Raw genomic sequence first — 17,663 nt, forward strand, 5'->3', positions numbered from 1 at the left:
GCCGGCCGCGAGGGTGACCCACAGCGCCTTCCACCGGCGCGGATCCGGCGTGTGGTCCTCCGTGTCCGGCGGGGCGGGAGCGGTGCTCACGGCATCCCGGGCTTCACGGCGTTCCGGGGTTCACGGCGTCTCGGGGGTCGGCACCCGGCGACGGTACCTCCGGCCGGACGAGCCCGCGCGGCGTCTGGCAGGCTGGGCCGCCGTTGCCGCCGAAGGCGGCGCAGAAGACGAGCCGCCGACCGGCGGAGCACAGGACGAGCCGCCGACCGGCGGAGCACGGCCCGGACTCCAGCCGGAGCCGGCCGGACGAGACGACAGGGAGGACCCGACGTGGCCCCACAGAAGCCCGACGTCGACCCGATCGACGGCCCCGCCCCCACCGACCTCGAGGTCACCGACCTCAGCGTCGGCGACGGCCAGGAGGCCACCGCGGGCACCCAGGTCTCCGTGCACTACGTGGGTGTGGCGCACTCGACCGGGGAGCAGTTCGACGCCTCCTACGACCGCGGCCAGCCCCTGCAGTTCGGCCTCGGCGCCGGACAGGTCATCCAGGGCTGGGACCAGGGCGTGCAGGGCATGAAGGTCGGCGGGCGCCGCCGGCTGGTCATCCCGCCGCACATGGGCTACGGCGACCGGGGCGCGGGTGGCGTCATCAAGGGCGGCGAGACGCTGATCTTCGTGGTGGACCTGCTCGCCGTGCGGTGAGACTGACGATCCTGTCCGACACCCACGTCCCGGTCCGCGCGAGAGATCTGCCGGACCGGGTGTGGGAGTCGGTCGACGCCTGCGACCTGGTGGTGCACGCGGGCGACTGGATGGACCCGGGCCTGCTCGACGCCCTGGAGGCCCGCGCGCCCCGGGTCGTCGGCTGCTGGGGCAACAACGACGGCCCCGAGCTGCGCGAGCGGCTGCCCGAGGTGGCGTACTTCGAGGCCGGCGGCCTGCGGTTCGCCGTGACCCACGAGACCGGCACCGCGCAGGGCCGCGAGCGCCGGATGGCGGCCCGCTTCCCGGACGTCGACGTGCTGATCTTCGGGCACAGCCACATCCCGTGGGACTCGACGGCGTCGACGGGCCTGCGCCTGCTCAACCCCGGCTCCCCGACGGACCGGCGGCGTCAGCCCACCCACACGTTCCTCACCGCGACCGCCGAGAACGGCGAGCTCCGGTGGGTGGACCTGCACCACCTCTGACTAGCGGTGCTCGCGGTCGTACCGCGCCGTCTCCTCGTCGATCTCGCGGTCGTGCCTGTCCATCTCGGCGGCCTCCTCGGCGTTGTGCGCCACCGGCACCGTGACCGCCCCGCCGTGGCCCTCGGCCAGCGCCGGGTTGCGCCGCACGGCCACCAGGCTGGCCACGGTGGTGATCGCCAGCACGCCGACGATCACGATCAGCGACACCGCGATGCTCACCTCGGGCACCGGGATCGGCCGGCCCCCGTTGAGGAACGGCAGCTCGTTCTCGTGCAGCGCGTGGAGCACCAGCTTCGCGCCGATGAACGCGAGGATGACGGCGAGGCCGTAGGAGAGGTAGATCAGCTTCCGCAGCAGGCCACCGAGCAGGAAGTACAGCTGGCGCAGGCCCATGAGCGCGAAGGCGTTGGCCGTGAAGACCAGGAACGGCTCCTGCGTGAGGCCGAAGATCGCCGGGATCGAGTCGAGCGCGAAGAGCAGGTCCGTGAGCCCGATCGCGATCATCACGATGAGCATCGGGGTGACCCAGCGCCTGCCGTCGAGGCGCACGGTGGTCCTGGAGCCGTGGAACTTCTCGGTCACCGGCAGCACCCGGCGGACCAGGGAGACGATCCGCGGTTCCTTCCACTCCTCGTTCTCGCCCATGCCCTGGCGGACCATGTTGACGGCGGTGTACACGAGGAAGGCGGCGAAGATGTAGAAGATCCAGCTCAGCGCCTCGATGGCGGCGGCACCGACGGCGATGAACGCGCCGCGCATCACCAGGGCGATCACGATGCCCACGAGCAGCACCCGGTGCTGGTGGATGGCCGGCACCGCGAAGCTCGACATGATGATCACGAAGACGAACAGGTTGTCCACCGAGAGCGAGTACTCGGTGATGTACCCGGCGAAGAACTCGCCTGCGTACTGGCCGCCGGCGAACCACCAGATGCCCAGGCCGAAGAGTACGGCGAGCGCGACGTAGAACAGCACCCAGCGGGTGGCCTCCTTGATCGTCACCGCGTGCGGCTTGTGATCGACCAGGAAGAGGTCCGCGAGGATGATGGCCACGAGGCCACCGATCGTCGCCAGCCACAACCAGAGGGGAACGTTCACGTCGGAGGCCTCCAGGACTCTCGGGCAGCATCGAGCTGCTCCGAGGTCTCTCCCCTCCGCCGCCCTCGATCGGGCCGTGCGGAGCGATGGCGCCGGGGTGCCGGACCCGCATGATTGTCCGTACCGGGCTGCGGGCCCTCGTCCGTGCTGACGACGCCACCGCGAGCGGGATACTCCCCTGCGGTGCTTACCGGCGAGTATGCCCGCCCCGCGGACCGGCGCGCCATCCGGGGTGACCCAACGCACCGGACACTTCCGGATGAACCGGGCGGTGTCGGCCCCCGGCGCCCCGGCACCGACGGGCCGGACGGGGTCCGCCGCCGGTGGTGAGGTTCGTCCGGAACATGACGATTGCCGCCCGGCTGAGAGCGACCTGAGGCTGTCCGCGCGGACTGTCGGTCCCCGCGGATACGGTTCCGGGGTGTCCCGCCCTCCCCGGCCCGCGTGGATTCCCCGCGCGGGCGCACTGCTGGTGCTGCCGGCAGTCCTCCTGCTGCTCGTCGCCGGTCCCGCGTCCGCGAGCTCGACCGCACCGTCCGCGCCCGACGTGAAGAGCACCGAGCAGCGGATCGATGTCCGGGGCGGGCCCGGCGTGCCGGGCACTGTCTCCCTGGACACCACCCTCTACCTCCCCGCGCGCACCCCCGCTCCGGCGGTTCTGGTCGCGCACGGGTTCGGCGGGAGCAAGCGGTCCGTCGACACGGACGCGCGGCAGCTGGCCGACCGCGGGTACGTCGTGCTCACGTGGTCGGCGCGCGGGTTCGGGTCGAGCGGCGGACAGATCGCGCTCGACTCCCCGGACTACGAGGTCGCGGACGCCTCCCAGCTCGTCGACTGGCTCGCCGCGCGGCCCAAGGTGCAGCAGGACGCCCCCGGCGACCCGCGGGTCGGGGTGACGGGCGGGTCGTACGGCGGCGCGCTCTCCCTGCTGCTCGCGGGCTACGACAAGCGGATCGACGCGCTCGCCCCGGTGATCACCTGGAACGACCTCTCGCAGGCCCTGTTCCCGCAGGCCGGAGGCCCGGGCGGGCTGCCGGCCGACACCCCGGCGCGGGGGACCTTCGGGGACGACGGGGTGTTCAAGAAGGGCTGGGCGGGGGTGTTCTTCTCCTCCGGGGCGTCCCCGGCGGGCGGGGGCGGCTCCGGCGCGGGCGGCTCGGCGTCGGGGACCCCCGCGACCTCGGTCCCCCCGACCGCACCCCCCGTGACCTGCGGGCGCTTCACCGCCGCGGTCTGCGCCGCCTACACGGAGTCCGCCACCACCGGCCGGCTCTCCCCCGCGACGAAGGCCCTGCTCGAGCGCTCGTCCCCGGCGTCCGTCACGAACCGGATCACCCAGCCCACGCTGATCGTCCAGGGCGAGCAGGACACCCTGTTCGGCCTCGACCAGGCGGACGCCAACGCCCGCCAGATCGCCGCGGCCGGCGGCACGGTGAAGCTCGCCTGGTACTCCGGCGGGCACGACGGCGGGGCCCCCGACCAGGCCGTCCGGGACGACATCGGGAAGTGGTTCGACTTCCACCTCCGCGGCGAGGGCACCGACCCCGGCACCACGTTCTCCTACGAGGTCGACAGCGGCATCCGCGCCGGCCGCACCACCGCGACCAGCCGCACCGTCGTGGCCGGGGACTATCCCGGCCTCGCGGGAGCCGCGGCCGTGCAGACCCGGCCCCTCCCGCTGCAGGGCGGGCCCCAGGTCGTCGCCAACCCGGCGGGCGGCAATCCCGCGGCGATCACCTCGCTGCCGGGTCTCGGCGGCGCGCTCGGCACCCTCTCCGGGCGGCTGTCGGCGTTCACCGCGCAGCTCCCCGGTCAGGCCGCGCAGTTCACCACCGCGCCGTTGGCCTCGCAGGTCGACATCGCGGGCGCGCCGCGGGTGGACCTCACCGTCGCCCGGGTGCCCGGCCAGCCCGCCGCCGACCAGGCGGTGCTGTTCGCGCGGGTCTTCGAGGTCGGGCAGGACGGGCTCCAGCAGCTCCTGGGTGGCGCGGTCGCCCCGATCCGGGTGGCCGTGCCCGCGGACGGCTCGCCGGCGCGGGTCTCGGTGACCCTGCCCGGGGTCGTCGCCCCGCTCGAGGCCGGCAACCGGCTCCTGGTGTCGGTGGCGACCACGGACCAGGGCTACGCCTCGCCCACCCAGCCCGCGGTGTGGGCCGTCGGCCTCGCGGACGGCTCCTCGATCTCCGTCCCGGTCGTGCCGGGCCGCGCGGTCACCGCCAGCACCGTGCCGCTGTTCCCGCTGGTCGGGATCGGTGTGGTGCTCGTGCTCGCACTGGCCGCCTGGCTCGTCGCGCGGGTCCGGCGCCGGCGCGCGGACGTCCCGCCGCCCGGCGCGGCGGATGCCCCGCCGCTGGAGATCACGGGTCTCGCGAAGACCTACCGAGGTGGGTTCAGCGCGGTCAAGGAGGTCTCGTTCACCGTGGCGCCGGGCATGGTGCTCGGCCTGCTCGGCCCGAACGGCGCCGGCAAGACCACGGTGCTGCGCATGCTCATGGGGCTCATCTCCCCCACCGCCGGCACGATCCGCGCGTTCGGCGAGCCGGTCGACCCCGGTGCCCCCGTGCTGGCCCGGATCGGGGCGTTCGTCGAGGGTCCCGGCTTCCTGCCGCACCTCTCGGGCGCGGACAACCTGCGGCTGTACTGGGCCGCCACCGGCCGCCCCACCGAGGAGGCCCGGCTCGAGGACGCGCTGGAGATCGCCGGGCTCGGGGAGTCCGTGCACCGCCGCGTCGGCACCTACTCCCAGGGCATGCGGCAGCGGCTCGCCATCGCGCAGGCCATGCTCGGCCTCCCGGAGCTGCTCGTGCTCGACGAACCCACCAACGGGCTCGACCCGCCCCAGATCCACGCGATGCGCGAGCTGCTGCGCCGCTACGCGGAAGGCGGCCGCACGGTGCTGGTCTCCAGCCACCTGCTGGCCGAGGTGGAGCAGACCTGCTCGCACGTCGTCGTGATGCACCACGGCAAGGTGGTCGCGGACGGGACGGTCGACGACATCATCGCGGGCGGTGGTGCGGCGAGCTTCGGGGTCGACGCCCCGGAGCGCGCGGTCGCGGTGCTCGGCGCCCTCGACGGGGTGCACGACGTCGCGGCGGAGGGCCGGCTCGTGCACGCCGAGCTCAACGGCACCCCGCGTGCCTCGGCCGTCCAGGCCCTGGTCTCGGCCGGCATCTCGGTGGAGTCCGCGGGCCCGCGCCGGCGCCTCGAGGACGCATTCCTGCAGCTCGTGGGAGAGGACACCGCTCCATGAGCGACATCGGAGGAGCTCCGTGAGCGACATCGGGGGAGCTCCGTGATCGACAACCGGAGGAGCTCCGTGAGCGACATCGGAGGAGCACCGTGACGCAGCCCGACCAGAGCCGGGACTGGCTCCACCGGGACGCCCGGTACTCGGACGTGTCCACCCGCAAGGGACACGTCGGGACCCTGCGCGACGACGGGTCGCCCCACACCGAGTACCGGCCGGAGCGCACCCTGCCGCTGCGGGTGGAGCTGGTCCGCCAGCTCCGCCGCAGGCGCACCCAGGTGGCGTTCGCGCTGGTGGCGCTGCTGCCGGTGATCCTGTGGATCGCGTTCTCCCTCACCAGCGGCAACGGCGGCGCGGCCACCTCGGTGAATCTGGTCGACCTGGCCAAGGGCAGCGGCACGAACTTCGCGATCTTCGCGCTGTTCGCGTCCGCCGGGTTCCTGCTGGTCGTGGTGGTGGCGCTGTTCTTCGGCGACACCGTGGCGTCGGAGGCGTCCTGGTCGTCGCTGCGCTACCTGCTCGCGGCCCCGGTCCCCCGGGCCCGGCTGCTGCGGCAGAAGGCGCTGGTGGCGGGCCTGCTGTCGGCGGCCGGGGTGCTGTTCCTGCCGATCGTCGCCCTGATCGTCGGCACCCTGGCGTACGGGGCGGGCGACCTGGTGAGCCCCACCGGCGAGTCCCTGCCCTACTGGACGGCGGTCGGCCGGGTGCTGCTCGGCGGCGTGTACGTCGTGGTGAACCTGCTGTGGGTGGCCGGGCTGGCGCTGCTGCTGTCGGTGACCACGGACGCGCCGCTCGGTGCCGTCGGCGGCGCGGTGATGGCGTCGATCGTCTCGCAGATCCTCGACCAGATCACGGCCCTGGAGGGCCTGCGGGACTACCTCCCCACCCACTACGCCAACTCCTGGTCGGACCTGCTCGCCTCGCAGATCGACTGGGGGAACATGACGCGCGGGGTGTTCGGAAGCGTGACCTATGCGGCGGTGTTCTTCGGCGCGGCGGCCTGGCGCTTCCACCGCAAGGACATCACGAGCTGAGGGCTCTGATCCCCGGGGCGGTGCTGGTGGCCGCGAGCGGGGTGACGTCCGGCAGCTCCACCCGCACGTCGGCGGCGATCCGGTAGGGCCGGGCGAGCAGCAGCCCGCCCAGGCCCCGGCGGAGCCTGCTCATCTCCGCCCGCACGGTGACCAGGTGCTCCCGGTCGCCGTAGAGGGCGGCCGACAGCGCGCCCGCGTCCATCCCCTGCGCCCCGGCGCGGGCCAGCAGCACGAGCACCTCGGCGTGCCGGGTCGAGAGCGGGTGCACCCACCGGCTCGACCCGTCGACGACCGCGCGCGGGGGCCGCGAGGCCAGGTCCAGGGTCAGGGTGAGCGCGCGGGCCCCGGCGAGCCGGAGCAGCCAGCCGCCCGGCACCGGCTCGGGCACGCACACCCCGACCCCGTGCACCGCCAGCGGCCGGTCCGCGCGCGGCGCCGCGACCCGGTCGATGCTCGGCATGCCGGTCACGGCGGCGACCCAGCCGTGGTCGTCGACGACCAGCCCGGCGCCGTCGACGGCCGAGAGCAGCGGCGCGGCCACCCCGCGCAGCGCGTCGAGCCGGCCTTCGTGCTGGCGCCACAGGCTCGCCTCGGCGAGCTTCACGGCCGTGCCGACGAGCGCGACGGTCGTCGGGTGGATCGTCTCGGCCGGGCCGCTGACGTCCACGACCCCGAGCAGCTCCCCCGTCCGCGGGTCGTGCACCGGGCAGGCGGTGCAGGTCCAGACGTGGTGCGAGCGCACGAAGTGCTCCGCCGCGAACAGCTGCACGGGGGCGCCCTCCGCGAGCGCCGTCCCGATCGCGTTCGTGCCGACGGAGGCCTCGGACCAGGTCGCACCCTCGGTGAAGCCCAGCGCGTCCGCCCGGTGCCGCACGCGTGTGGAGCCCTCCCGCCAGAGCAGCACGCCGTCCGCGTCCGTCACGACCATGACGTGCCGGGCGTCCTCGGCGACCGAGGTCAGCGCCGCGCGCAGCTCGGGCAGCACCCGGTGCAGCGGGGAGCTCGTGCGGCGGCGCTCCACCTCGTCCGCGCCGAGCGGGCCGCCCGGTTCGCCGTGCTCGGGATCGACGCCCTGGGCGAGCACCCGCTCCCAGGAGCGGGCGACCAGGCCGCGGACGGCGTCCGGCGGCGCGTCCCCGGCCAGCACCGCGTCGTGCAGGTGGGCCAGTGTGCGGGCGTGGCGGCCGACGTCCGTGCCCGGGCGGAGCGCGCACACCGCCTCGGCCCTCAGCTCGGGGACCGCGCTCGCCATGGATCCCTCCGACCCGCCCCGGGACGACGGTGACTGCGGGACGTGCCGCCACCCTAACCCGCGGTGGCCGCCGGTCACGCCGTCCGGACGGCCGGTTCCGTGCTGTCCGCCTGCGGAGCGGGGGCCCCGGCCACGTCGTCCGGCGCGGTGCGGGCGGGTCGCGGCGTGCCGAGCAGGACCCCGCCGACGATCACGGCGGCGGCGACCAGCTCGGTCACGCTCGGCCGCTCGTCGAGCACCAGGAAGGCCAGCGCGATGCCGACGACCGGCACCAGCAGGGAGTACGGCGCGACGACGCCCGCCGGGTAGCGCCGCATCAGCCAGGTCCAGATCCCGGAGCCGAGGACGGTCGCGAAGACCGACAGGTACAGCACCGACGCCAGCCCCGGCAGCCCGGCGGGCGTGAACGCCTCACCGAGCGCGTGGATCCCGGCACCCGCCCCTTCGGTCAGGAAGGACATCCCGAACAGCGGGATCGGCGGGATCACGCACATCCACAGCGTCAGCTGCATGGGCTTCGGCGGGGCGGCGAGGCGGCTGCACAGGTTGCCGAACGCCCAGCCCAGTGCCCCGATCAGCGTCAGGAGCAGGGGCAGCAGCGCAGCGGCCTGCGCACGCGCCACGGCGATCGCGAGGAGCCCCGCCACCGCCAGCCCGATCCCGGCGGCCTGCCGCGCCGAGAGCCGCTCGCGGAGCAGAACCGCCCCCAGCAGCACGGTGAACGGCGCGGAGGCCTGCAGCACCAGCGAGGCCAGCCCGGTGGGCATGCCGACGTCCATCGCGACGAACAGGAAGACGAACTGGATGGTCCCGAAACCGAGCCCGTAGCCGATCAGCCAGCGCAGCTTCACCTGCGGGCGCGGCACGAACAGCAGCGTGGGGACGGCGATGACGAGCATCCGGAGGCCGGCGAGGAACAGCGGCGGGAAGTGCTCGAGCCCGATGTGGATGAACAGGAAGTTCCCGCCCCAGACGGCGGCGACGAGGATCGCGAGGAGGCGGTGGCGTGCGGTCACCCCCCGACCATGCGTCCCGGCGATCCGGAAGACCAGCGATATGTTCTGAAGGAACCTTGTAGCGTTGCTTCATGGACGTGCAGCGGCTCCGGGTGCTCCGCGAGCTGGCCGATCGCGGGTCGGTGACGGCGGTGGCCGCGGCCCTGTCCTTCACCCCGTCGGCCATCTCCCAGCAGCTCAAGGCGCTCTCCGAGGAGGTGGGAATGCCGCTGACCGAGCCGGCGGGGCGTGGGCTGCGGCTCACGGAGGCGGGGCGGGCGCTCGTCGGGGAGGCCGAGCACGTACTGGCCGCGGTGGCCCGGGCGGAGGCCGCGGTGCAGTCGCTGCGCGAGGCGCCGCAGGGAGTCGTGCGGATGGCGCTCTTCCCGTCCGGTGCGCGGATGCTGCTCGCCGGTCTCCTCCGGCACGTCGCGGGGTCCGGGATCGAGCTGCAGGTGCGCGATCTCGACATGCAGCCGTCGGACGCCGTGGTGCTCGCGGCCGACCACGACCTCGTCGTGACCCATCGCGACGAGCACACCCCGCCGCTGGAGAGCCGCCGGCACCGGGTGCTGCCGCTCGTCCGGGAGCCGCTCGACGTGGTGCTCCCGCCCGGTCACCCACTCGCCGCGCAGCGCCGGATCCGCCTCGACGAGCTGGCCGACGAGCCGTGGATCAGCGTGAACGTCGGCTGGCCGGTCGACGACGTGCTGCGCTCGCTGACCACGCTGACCGGCACCCGGCCGCGGATCGTCCAACGGATCAACGACTTCTCGGTGACCGAGGAGCTGGTCGCCGCCGGCGTCGGGGTGGCCCTGCTCCCCCGCTGGTCCACGGACGACCGCCGCGGCCGCCGGTTCGTGCGCCGCCCGCTCGCCGGCGTCCGCGCCGCCCGGATGATCGAGATCGTGCTGCGGGAGAGCGAGGCCGAACGACCCGCCGTACGCAGCGTGATCACCGCGCTGGAAGCGGCCGTCAGGGACGTGACGGGGAGCTGATCCGCGCGTAGTGCCACCGCGCCACGGCGAGCAGCACGATCGCCACGATCACGTAGGTGGCGCCCGCGATCTGCTGCAGCGGGTTCCAGGTGAGCTCGACCTGGTTGTTGCCGGGCAGCCAGCGGAACGGCGCGACCCAGAAGGCGGCCGCGAGCAGCAGGAGCGCCGCGGCCCAGCCCCGCGAGCGTTCGCGCACGGCGTGCGCGCCGACCGCGATCAGCGCCGGCGCGATCCACACCCAGTGGTGCGACCACGAGGTGGGCGAGACCAGCAGCATGAATGCCGCCGTCGCCGCCATCGCGATCGCCGGATCCCCCCACCGCACCGTCGGGACCAGCAGGAACAGCAGGATGGCCGCCGCGACGAGCCACAGGCCGGTGAGCAGCGGACCGTGCACGCTCCACCGCGCGAGCACCGCCTGCACGGTCTCGTTCGTGAAGAACACCGAGCCGCTCACGCCCGAGGCCGGCCCGCCGAACCAGTAGGTGGCCGAGGCGTGCGCGTCGACCAGGAACCCGATCCCGGTGGCCACCGCCGCCGTGACGACCGTGACCACCGCGGCCCGGAAGTCCCGGCGGAGCAGGAAGAACAGCACGAACGCGGCCGGCGTCAGCTTGATCGCCGCGGCCAGCCCGACCAGCAGCCCCCGCGGCCAGGGGGTGCGCGGCGCGAGGCAGTCGACCGCGACCAGGGCCATCAGGATGAGGTTGACCTGGCCGAACTCGAAGGTCTGCAGCACCGGCTCGATCCACAGCAGCGCGGGCAGCGCCAGGGTCGAGACCGACAGCGCACCCGCCCGTCCGCCCGCCGGCCAGGCCCGCAGCGCAGTGACGTAGAGCGTGACCGCGAGCGACGCCAGCGACAGCACGAACAGCAGCACCCAGGACGCCGTCCACGGCAGCAGCGCCAGCGGGGTGAGCGCGATCGCCGCGAACACCGGGTAGATGAACGGCAGCGCCAGCCCGCTGATCGTGGGCGGCAGCGGGCCGTACGGGTCCCCACCGTGCAGCCAGGTGTCGACGCCGAGCCGGTAGACCTCGAGGTCGATGTGGTAGCCGTGCGTGTGCAGCAGCATCGCCGTGACGGACACCGCGAGCAGCGGCAGCCCGACGAGCAGCGCGATCCGCGGCGACGCGACCCGGAGCCGGATCCGCCGGACCGCCTCGGCGGCGGCGCCGTCGAGACCGTCGGAACGGATGCTGGACAGGGTCACGCTCTCCTCCGGTTGCAGGCGGAGACCCCACGGTAGCCACCCGGTCACAGCGCCCCGGCCCCCACCCCGGGGTCGGTCAGGAGATGCCGGCGGCGTCCATTCCGCGGAGCTCCTTCTTGAGGTCCTGGATCTCGTCCCGCAGCCGGGCCGCGAGCTCGAACTGCAGGTCGCGCGCCGCGGCCAGCATCTGGTCGCTCATCTGCTGGATGAGGTCGGCGAGCTCGGCCCGCGGCATGCCCTTCGTGTCCTTGCCCGCGATCACGCCCGAGCTGGAGCGTCCCGGCTCACCCGCGGCGCGCTTGCCCCGCGACTGGTTGCGGCCCGACCCGCCGACGGGAACGTTCTCCGTGTCCTCGGCCTCCCGGTACACCTGGTCGAGGATGTCGGCGATCTTCTTCCGCAGCGGCTGCGGGTCGATCCCCTTCTCCGTGTTGTAGGCGATCTGCTTCGCCCGGCGCCGGTCGGTCTCGTCGATGGCGTGCTGCATGGAGTCGGTGATCTTGTCCGCGTACATGTGGACCTCGCCGGACACGTTCCGCGCCGCACGCCCGATCGTCTGGATGAGCGAGGTGCCGGAACGGAGGAAGCCCTCCTTGTCGGCGTCGAGGATCGCGACGAGCGACACCTCGGGCAGGTCCAGTCCCTCCCGGAGCAGGTTGATGCCGACCAGCACGTCGTACTCGCCGAGCCGCAGCTGCCGGAGCAGCTCGACCCGGCGCAGGGTGTCGACCTCGGAGTGCAGGTACCGCACCCGGATGCCCAGCTCGAGCAGGTAGTCGGTGAGGTCCTCGGCCATCTTCTTGGTCAGCGTGGTGACCAGGACGCGCTCGTCCCGCTCGGCGCGCTCCCGGATCTCGCCCACCAGGTCGTCGATCTGGCCCTTCGTGGGCTTCACGACGATCTGCGGGTCCACCAGTCCCGTCGGCCGGATGACCTGCTCCACGAACTCGCCGCCGGTGCGCGACATCTCGTACGGCCCCGGCGTGGCGGACAGGTACACCGTCTGCCCGATCCGGTCCGCGAACTCCTCCCAGGTCAGGGGCCGGTTGTCGACCGCCGACGGGAGCCGGAACCCGAAGTCCACGAGGTTGCGCTTGCGGGACATGTCGCCCTCGTACATGCCGCCGATCTGCGGCACCGTCACGTGCGACTCGTCGATGACGAGCAGGAAGTCGTCCGGGAAGTAGTCGATCAGGGTGGCGGGTGCCGTGCCCGCGCCGCGGCCGTCGATGTGGCGCGAGTAGTTCTCGATGCCGGAGCAGAACCCGACCTGCCGGATCATCTCCAGGTCGTACTGGGTGCGCATGCGCAGCCGCTGCGCCTCCAGCAGCTTGCCCTGGTTCTCCAGCTCGGCGAGCCGTTCCCCGAGCTCCTGCTCGATCCCCCGGACGGCCCTCTCCATCCGCTCCGGGCCCGCCACGTAGTGCGTCGCCGGGAAGATCCGCAGCTCGTCGACCTGCTTGACGACGTCCCCGGTCAGGGGGTGCAGGTAGTACAGCGCCTCGATCTCGTCCCCGAAGAACTCGATCCGGATGGCGAGCTCCTCGTACGCCGGGATGATCTCGACGGTGTCGCCGCGGACGCGGAAGGTGCCGCGGGCGAACGCCACGTCGTTGCGCGTGTACTGGATGTCCACCAGCAGGCGCAGGAACGCGTCCCGGTCCAGCTCGACGCCGACCCCGAGCTTCACCGAGCGGTCGAGGTAGGACTGCGGCGTACCGAGGCCGTAGATGCACGACACGGAGGCGACGACCACCACGTCCCTGCGCGACAACAGGTTCTGGGTCGCGGAGTGCCGCAGGCGCTCCACGTCGTCGTTGATCGAGGAGTCCTTCTCGATGTAGGTGTCCGTCTGCGCGATGTACGCCTCGGGCTGGTAGTAGTCGTAGTACGAGACGAAGTACTCGACCGCGTTGTTCGGGAGCATGTCCCGCAGCTCGTTGGCCAGCTGCGCGGCCAGGGTCTTGTTGGGGGCCATCACCAGCGTGGGCCGCTGGACGCGCTCGATCAGCCACGCCGTGGTGGCCGACTTGCCCGTACCGGTGGCGCCGAGCAGCACGACCTCCTGCTCGCCGCCGCGGATCCGCTTCTCCAGCTCGTCGATCGCCGCGGGCTGGTCGCCCGCGGGCTCGAACTCGCTGACGACCTCGAACCGCCCGCCCGTGCGCTCGATCTCGCCGACGGGCCGGTGCTCGGAGTGCGCGAGCGGCACATCGGCCTCGCCACCCTCTCGTGCGCTGCCGGGGACCTCCGTCGCGAATGCCATGAGGAACAGGGTACGAGTGACCACCGACAGTTTCTTGTCGCCCGCTCTTCCGGCAGGCTGGAGGGGTGCATCCGCCGAAGCTCCAGACCTTCGACGTACCCGCCGCCGTCAACATCGACAACAAGGGCCTGCGCCGCGCGGTCGCCGAGTACCGGGTCGCGCCGTTCGGGCTCTACATGAGCCGCGAGATCGTCGCCCGCGAGTCCGCGCACTGGATCGAGTCCTGGCTGCTGCCGGATCTGGGGATCGTGGTCAGCGACTGGTGGTGGAACCCCGGCCACGAGCGCGACCAGGACTACTACCTCGACATCGCGCAGGTCGAGCCCGGCGGGGACGTCTGGCGCACCACCGACCTCTACCTCGACGTCGTCGTGAAGAACGGCCGCTGGAGCGAGCTGCTCGACGTGGACGAGTTCGTCGCGGCGATCCGCGAGGGCCTGCTCGACGAGGAGACCGCGCAGTGGGCGCTGGACCGCTCGCACGCGGTCGTCGCCGCGCTGGGGGCCCACGGCCACGACCTCGACGCGTGGCTCGCCACGGAGGGGATCGTGCTGAGCTGGCGGGACCGGGACCGCACCGACGAGGTCAGACCGGCGGGCTGAGCCGGCCGGACGAGCGAGGTCGGGCCGGGCGGAGTCGGGCCCGCCGAGCACGCGCGGACCAGCGGACCGAACAGGGCTCCCGGAGGAGCCGCCGTCCTACGCGACGGCCGAGGTGCTGCTGCTCGGCGCCGGCTCCGTCGGACCGGAGGCGCTCGACTTCGGCGGGTCCACGGGCGGAACGACGACCGGAGGCTTCGACGAGCTCGAGCCCTCGGTGTTGGGCTTCGTCGTCGTGGTGGTGGTCGTGGTCGTGGGCGGCGGGGTGGTCGTCGTGACCACCACCGGCGGCGGGACCACCGGCTGCACCGGCGCCACGGGCACCACCGGTTTGGGCGTGGGGGTCGTCGTCCGCACTCGCTGGGTGGCCCGGTTGCGGGTCGTCGGGTCCTGCTCCTCCGTGACGGCCTGCGGCGCCGCGTCCACCGGTGAGACCGGCGCGGCAGCCGCGGGATCCGTGGTCGGCACGTCCGACGCGGGCGCCTCCACCACCGCGGCGACGGCCGCGGGGGCCGGCTGGGCCGCGGCCGTGCCGACGACGGTGATCCCCCCGAGGGCCCCGACCGTCAGCACCGCGGCGGCGGCCGCCCCGCTGGCCCGGTTGACCGCTCCGGCGCGCCGGATGACCTCGTCGACCGAGGGCAGGGTGACGCCCGCGGCGAGCTCGTCGTCCAGGCGGCGCAGCTCGTCCGCCGCGCGGCCCGTGGGCCGGATCTGCACCGGGTTGGTCACCGGTCCTCCTCGTCGCCCCTGGTGGGCCGGTCATCGCTGGGCTGGGAAGTGGTCCGGCTGGTGGTTCCGTCGCCGGTCGCGGCCCTCTCACCGGGCCCGTCGTCGGTCTCGGGCTCGGGACCGGCCGGGCCCGTCACGGAGACCCGCGCCGGGAGCACCGGCACCAGGTCGTCCCCCGTGTAGCCGGGGTACAGGTCCGCCGGGCTCGCGGCGCCCCAGCCGTAGCCGGCGAAGCCGCCGGTGCCGAGGTCGCCCTCCGAGAGCGCCCCCGCGACCCGGTTCAGGCGGGCCTGCACGGTGCCGGAGGACACCCGTTCCAGGGCGGCGACCTCACCGACGCCCATCCCGGCCATGTGCACGAGCACGGCGGCCCGGCGCTCCGGGAGCGGCAGCCGCGCGAGCGAGCGCAGCACGCCCGCGGTGCGGGGATCGAGCGACTCCTGCTCGGGCACGGCCGAGTTGCGTAGGCCCACGGCCACGAGGAACCGCCGCCACGGGCTGGTCGACGACCGCACCGCGACCCGGCGGACCCACGCCTCGGCGTTGCCCTGGCGCACCTCGGACCAGCGCTTCCAGGCGCGCGAGTAGGCGTCCTGCACGAGATCGTGGGCCGCGGAGGAGTCGAGTGTGATGGCGAAGAGCTGGCCGACGAGCCGCGGGTAGTGGGTCTCGAGGTGGGCGCCGAAGTCCGCGCGCAGGCTGCCGCCGGTGACCTCCGGTCCGGCTGGGACGTCCCGCTCGACGACCGACGCGGCACCGTCCGGGCCCCGGGGCGGCGGCGGATCGGCCGCGGGCACCGAAGCGCCTTCCTCGACCTGTGCGCTCACCGCGCGTCCTCCCCCGTCGCACCGCCCGACGGGCACACCGGGATCACCCGGCGTCACCGTCCCTGTCCGTCCATCGCGGCACCGCAGGCCACCGTTACATCGGCCCGGTCGCCCTCCGCGACGAGACTACGCCGTTCAGCCTAATACGGGCTCCTCGCCCGACCGATCCGGCCCGGGGAGCACCCACCCCGTCCTCGCCGCCCACTCCTCGGCCCGGGGCGCCGCGGTGTCGAACCACGGCTCCTTCCGTGTGACGTACCTCGCCGCGTCGCCGTCGCGGGCGAACTCGGCCGCGGCGGCGAGCTTGAGCCGCAGGTACTCCTCACGGGCGGCCGGGTCCGCGCGCAACCAGTCCCGGACGAGCAGGGCGTAGCGCTGCGCGGGCGAGCCGGTCTCCCGGACGTGCAGGTGCACCCGCTGGGCCGGGTCCGCGCCCCCCAGGTAGCGCTTGCGCCAGTGGGCCGGGTCCGGGTCGGAGGCCTTCGGGTTGTCCTGCGTGATCTCGGGGATCTCGACGAACCCCGCGGCGGCCAGCCGGTCGGCGACGCCGTCGAGCTCCGCGAGGGAGTCCACGGTGAGCTGCAGGTCGGTGATGTCCTTGGCCGGCAGGCCCGGCACGGCGGTGGAGCCGATGTGCGCGACGCCGCGGCCCACCGCCCCGGCCGCCCGCGCGGCCCGGGCCGCCAGCCGCTCGCCCCGGGCCGCCCAGGCGGGATCGGGATCGGCGAGAAGCGGTGTGCCACCACGGATCGCGCGGCGCAGCCGCACGTTCTCCTCGAAGGGCACCAGGCGCTCCGCCCACAGCCGGTCGACCTGGGCGACGAGCTTCGCCGGGCTGCCGTCGTTGCGCAGCAGGGCATCCGCCGCGGCGCGCCGCTGGGCGTCCGTGGCCTGCTTGCGGATCCGGGCCCGCGCGTCGGCCTCGGGCAGCCCCCGGCTCTCGACGAGCCGCCGCACCCGGATCTCCTCGGCGGTGTCCACGACCACGACCAGCGCGAAGCGGCTCTGGTTGCCCTGCTCCACCATCAGGGCCGCGTCGTAGACCACCACCGCGTCGGGCGGGGCGCCGGCTTCGAGCTCCTGGGTGCGGCGCGCGATGCGGGGATGGGTGATCCCGTTGAGCACGGCCAGCTTCTTGTCGTCGCTGAACACGATCGACGCCACCCGAGCCCGGTCCATCTCGCCGTCCGGGCCGATCACCTCGGGCCCGAAGGCCTCCGCGATCTCGGCCAGCCCCTCGGTACCCGCGGCGACGACCTCGCGGGCGATCGCGTCCGCGTCCACCAGCACCGCGCCGAGCTCGACGAGCCTCCGGGAGACCGTCGACTTGCCGGCACCGATCCCGCCCGTCAGCCCGATCGTCAGCACGCCGAAAGGCTAGTGCCCCGGCCGGGGGCGGCCACGACCGGACCGGCGCCGGTTCAGGGGCCGGCGGCGACGGGCGGAGGCCCGGTGGGCGAGGACGGTGCAGGGCCGGTGGCAGGCGGCGGCGCCGCCGGGGTCGTGGGCGGCGGGGCCGGCTGCGAGATGCCGTCCTTGGGCAGCACGCGCTGCGCGAGGTCGACGAGCCGGTCCGCCGGCGCACCGGGCGCCCGGGCCCCGGCCTGCAGGACGAACGTCAGGGTGTCCACTCCGTACACGACGGCCAGCACGGTCTCGGCCCGGCGCTCGATCAGCACCCCCGGCACGGTGCCCACGGGGAGGTCCCGGGACTGCCCGTCGGAGCGCTCGGCGTTGGTGTTGAGCTTCCACTGCCGCTGTGCCGCAGCGGCATCGGAGTAGCGGCCGAGGTTGATGTCGAGCAGCGTGCCCCCGCCACCGGGGCCGCTCGCGCTGTAGCGGCAGCCCACCCGCGCGACGCGGTCCACGGACGGCTCGGCCACGCCCATGATCGTCCGCACCGCGGTGGAGCCGATCGGCCGGGCCAGCAGCGCACCGAGATCGTCCGCGGCCAGGAAGGCGGCGCAGTCGTCCGGGAGGCCGATCTTCGGCGGTGCCGCCGCGGAGGCCGACGACGAGGAGTTCGCGAAGGTCGGGACCGCGAGCTGCTCGGTGCCCGAGGAGGAACAGCCGGCGAGCACGCACACGGCCAGGAAGACGGCGCACACCGCCCCGATCCGCCCCCCGCGCATGGGATCAACGGTAGGCCGCACCGCATGATCCACTCACGCGGCGCGCCCGGCAGATCACCGAACGCAGCCCGATCGTG

General features: G+C 73.9%; 15 protein-coding genes. 6 read left to right on the plus strand and 9 right to left on the minus strand.

What is annotated here, in order from left to right; translation table 11 throughout:
- Positions 1–330 precede the first annotated feature (330 nt).
- Both ABD324_RS05120 and ABD324_RS05125 read left to right on the plus strand, forming a co-directional pair.
- The gene (locus tag ABD324_RS05120; RefSeq protein WP_344412851.1) at positions 331–705 is read left to right on the plus strand and encodes an FKBP-type peptidyl-prolyl cis-trans isomerase; all 375 of its coding nucleotides are present in this window, start codon (positions 331–333) and stop codon (positions 703–705) included.
- Positions 702–1,193 (plus strand): metallophosphoesterase family protein, encoded by a 492-nt coding sequence (locus ABD324_RS05125; protein WP_344412853.1) that lies wholly within the window; start codon positions 702–704, stop codon positions 1,191–1,193. Before ABD324_RS05120 ends, ABD324_RS05125 begins: the two co-directional genes overlap by 4 nt.
- Here the strand turns inward: ABD324_RS05125 and ABD324_RS05130 are convergent, their stop codons facing one another.
- Entirely contained in the window at positions 1,194–2,291 is a 1,098-nt protein-coding gene (locus ABD324_RS05130) for a TerC family protein (RefSeq protein WP_344412855.1), read from the minus strand.
- Positions 2,292–2,712: 421 nt separating this feature from the next.
- Between ABD324_RS05130 and ABD324_RS05135 the strand changes: the two genes are divergently transcribed.
- Positions 2,713–5,541, plus strand: a complete 2,829-nt coding sequence (locus ABD324_RS05135; RefSeq protein WP_344412857.1) for an alpha/beta fold hydrolase — start codon at positions 2,713–2,715, stop codon at positions 5,539–5,541.
- An 89-nt stretch (positions 5,542–5,630) separates the two neighbouring features.
- Positions 5,631–6,572 (plus strand): ABC transporter permease, encoded by a 942-nt coding sequence (locus ABD324_RS05140; RefSeq protein ID WP_344412859.1) that lies wholly within the window; start codon positions 5,631–5,633, stop codon positions 6,570–6,572.
- On the opposite strand, the gene ABD324_RS05145 is transcribed toward ABD324_RS05140, so the two are convergent.
- Positions 6,562–7,824, minus strand: a complete 1,263-nt coding sequence (locus ABD324_RS05145; protein WP_344412861.1) for a GAF domain-containing protein — start codon at positions 7,822–7,824, stop codon at positions 6,562–6,564. The two genes, ABD324_RS05140 and ABD324_RS05145, sit on opposite strands and share 11 nt — an antisense overlap.
- Before the next feature lie 74 nt (positions 7,825–7,898).
- Positions 7,899–8,840, minus strand: a complete 942-nt coding sequence (locus tag ABD324_RS05150) for an EamA family transporter (RefSeq protein ID WP_344412863.1) — start codon at positions 8,838–8,840, stop codon at positions 7,899–7,901.
- Positions 8,841–8,911: 71 nt separating this feature from the next.
- Between ABD324_RS05150 and ABD324_RS05155 the strand changes: the two genes are divergently transcribed.
- On the plus strand, positions 8,912–9,817 hold the full coding sequence (locus ABD324_RS05155; protein WP_344412865.1) for a LysR family transcriptional regulator: 906 nt from the start codon (positions 8,912–8,914) through the stop codon (positions 9,815–9,817).
- Here the strand turns inward: ABD324_RS05155 and ABD324_RS05160 are convergent.
- Complete coding sequence (locus ABD324_RS05160; RefSeq protein ID WP_344412866.1) at positions 9,795–11,030, minus strand: glycosyltransferase 87 family protein; 1,236 nt, start codon at positions 11,028–11,030, stop codon at positions 9,795–9,797. The two genes, ABD324_RS05155 and ABD324_RS05160, sit on opposite strands and share 23 nt — an antisense overlap.
- Positions 11,031–11,106: 76 nt before the next feature.
- Positions 11,107–13,296, minus strand: coding sequence for an excinuclease ABC subunit UvrB (gene uvrB, locus ABD324_RS05165; protein WP_344412867.1), 2,190 nt, complete (start codon positions 13,294–13,296; stop codon positions 11,107–11,109).
- Positions 13,297–13,361: 65 nt separating this feature from the next.
- Here uvrB and ABD324_RS05170 point away from each other — a divergent pair, with 65 nt between their 5' ends.
- A complete protein-coding gene (locus ABD324_RS05170) occupies positions 13,362–13,898 on the plus strand; it encodes a ribonuclease FAU-1 family protein (protein WP_344412868.1) in 537 nt (178 codons plus the stop codon).
- A gap of 96 nt (positions 13,899–13,994) precedes the next feature.
- Here the strand turns inward: ABD324_RS05170 and ABD324_RS05175 are convergent, their stop codons facing one another.
- From ABD324_RS05175 to ABD324_RS05190, 4 genes are all read right to left on the minus strand, one after another.
- Positions 13,995–14,627 carry a hypothetical protein gene (locus ABD324_RS05175; protein WP_344412870.1) on the minus strand — a complete coding sequence of 211 codons (633 nt, stop codon included), beginning with the start codon at positions 14,625–14,627 and terminating at the stop codon, positions 13,995–13,997.
- Positions 14,624–15,454 (minus strand): sigma factor, encoded by an 831-nt coding sequence (locus tag ABD324_RS05180; protein WP_344412872.1) that lies wholly within the window; start codon positions 15,452–15,454, stop codon positions 14,624–14,626. The genes ABD324_RS05175 and ABD324_RS05180 overlap by 4 nt, the downstream gene beginning before the upstream one ends.
- Before the next feature lie 135 nt (positions 15,455–15,589).
- Positions 15,590–16,822, minus strand: a complete 1,233-nt coding sequence (gene coaE / locus ABD324_RS05185; protein WP_344412874.1) for a dephospho-CoA kinase — start codon at positions 16,820–16,822, stop codon at positions 15,590–15,592.
- Positions 16,823–16,875: 53 nt separating this feature from the next.
- On the minus strand, positions 16,876–17,586 hold the full coding sequence (locus tag ABD324_RS05190; protein WP_344412876.1) for a hypothetical protein: 711 nt from the start codon (positions 17,584–17,586) through the stop codon (positions 16,876–16,878).
- Positions 17,587–17,663: the final 77 nt, after the last annotated feature.

It is taken from the genome of Pseudonocardia ailaonensis (assembly GCF_039531635.1).
In the GTDB taxonomy this organism is placed as follows: Bacteria; Actinomycetota; Actinomycetes; order Mycobacteriales; family Pseudonocardiaceae; genus Pseudonocardia; species Pseudonocardia ailaonensis.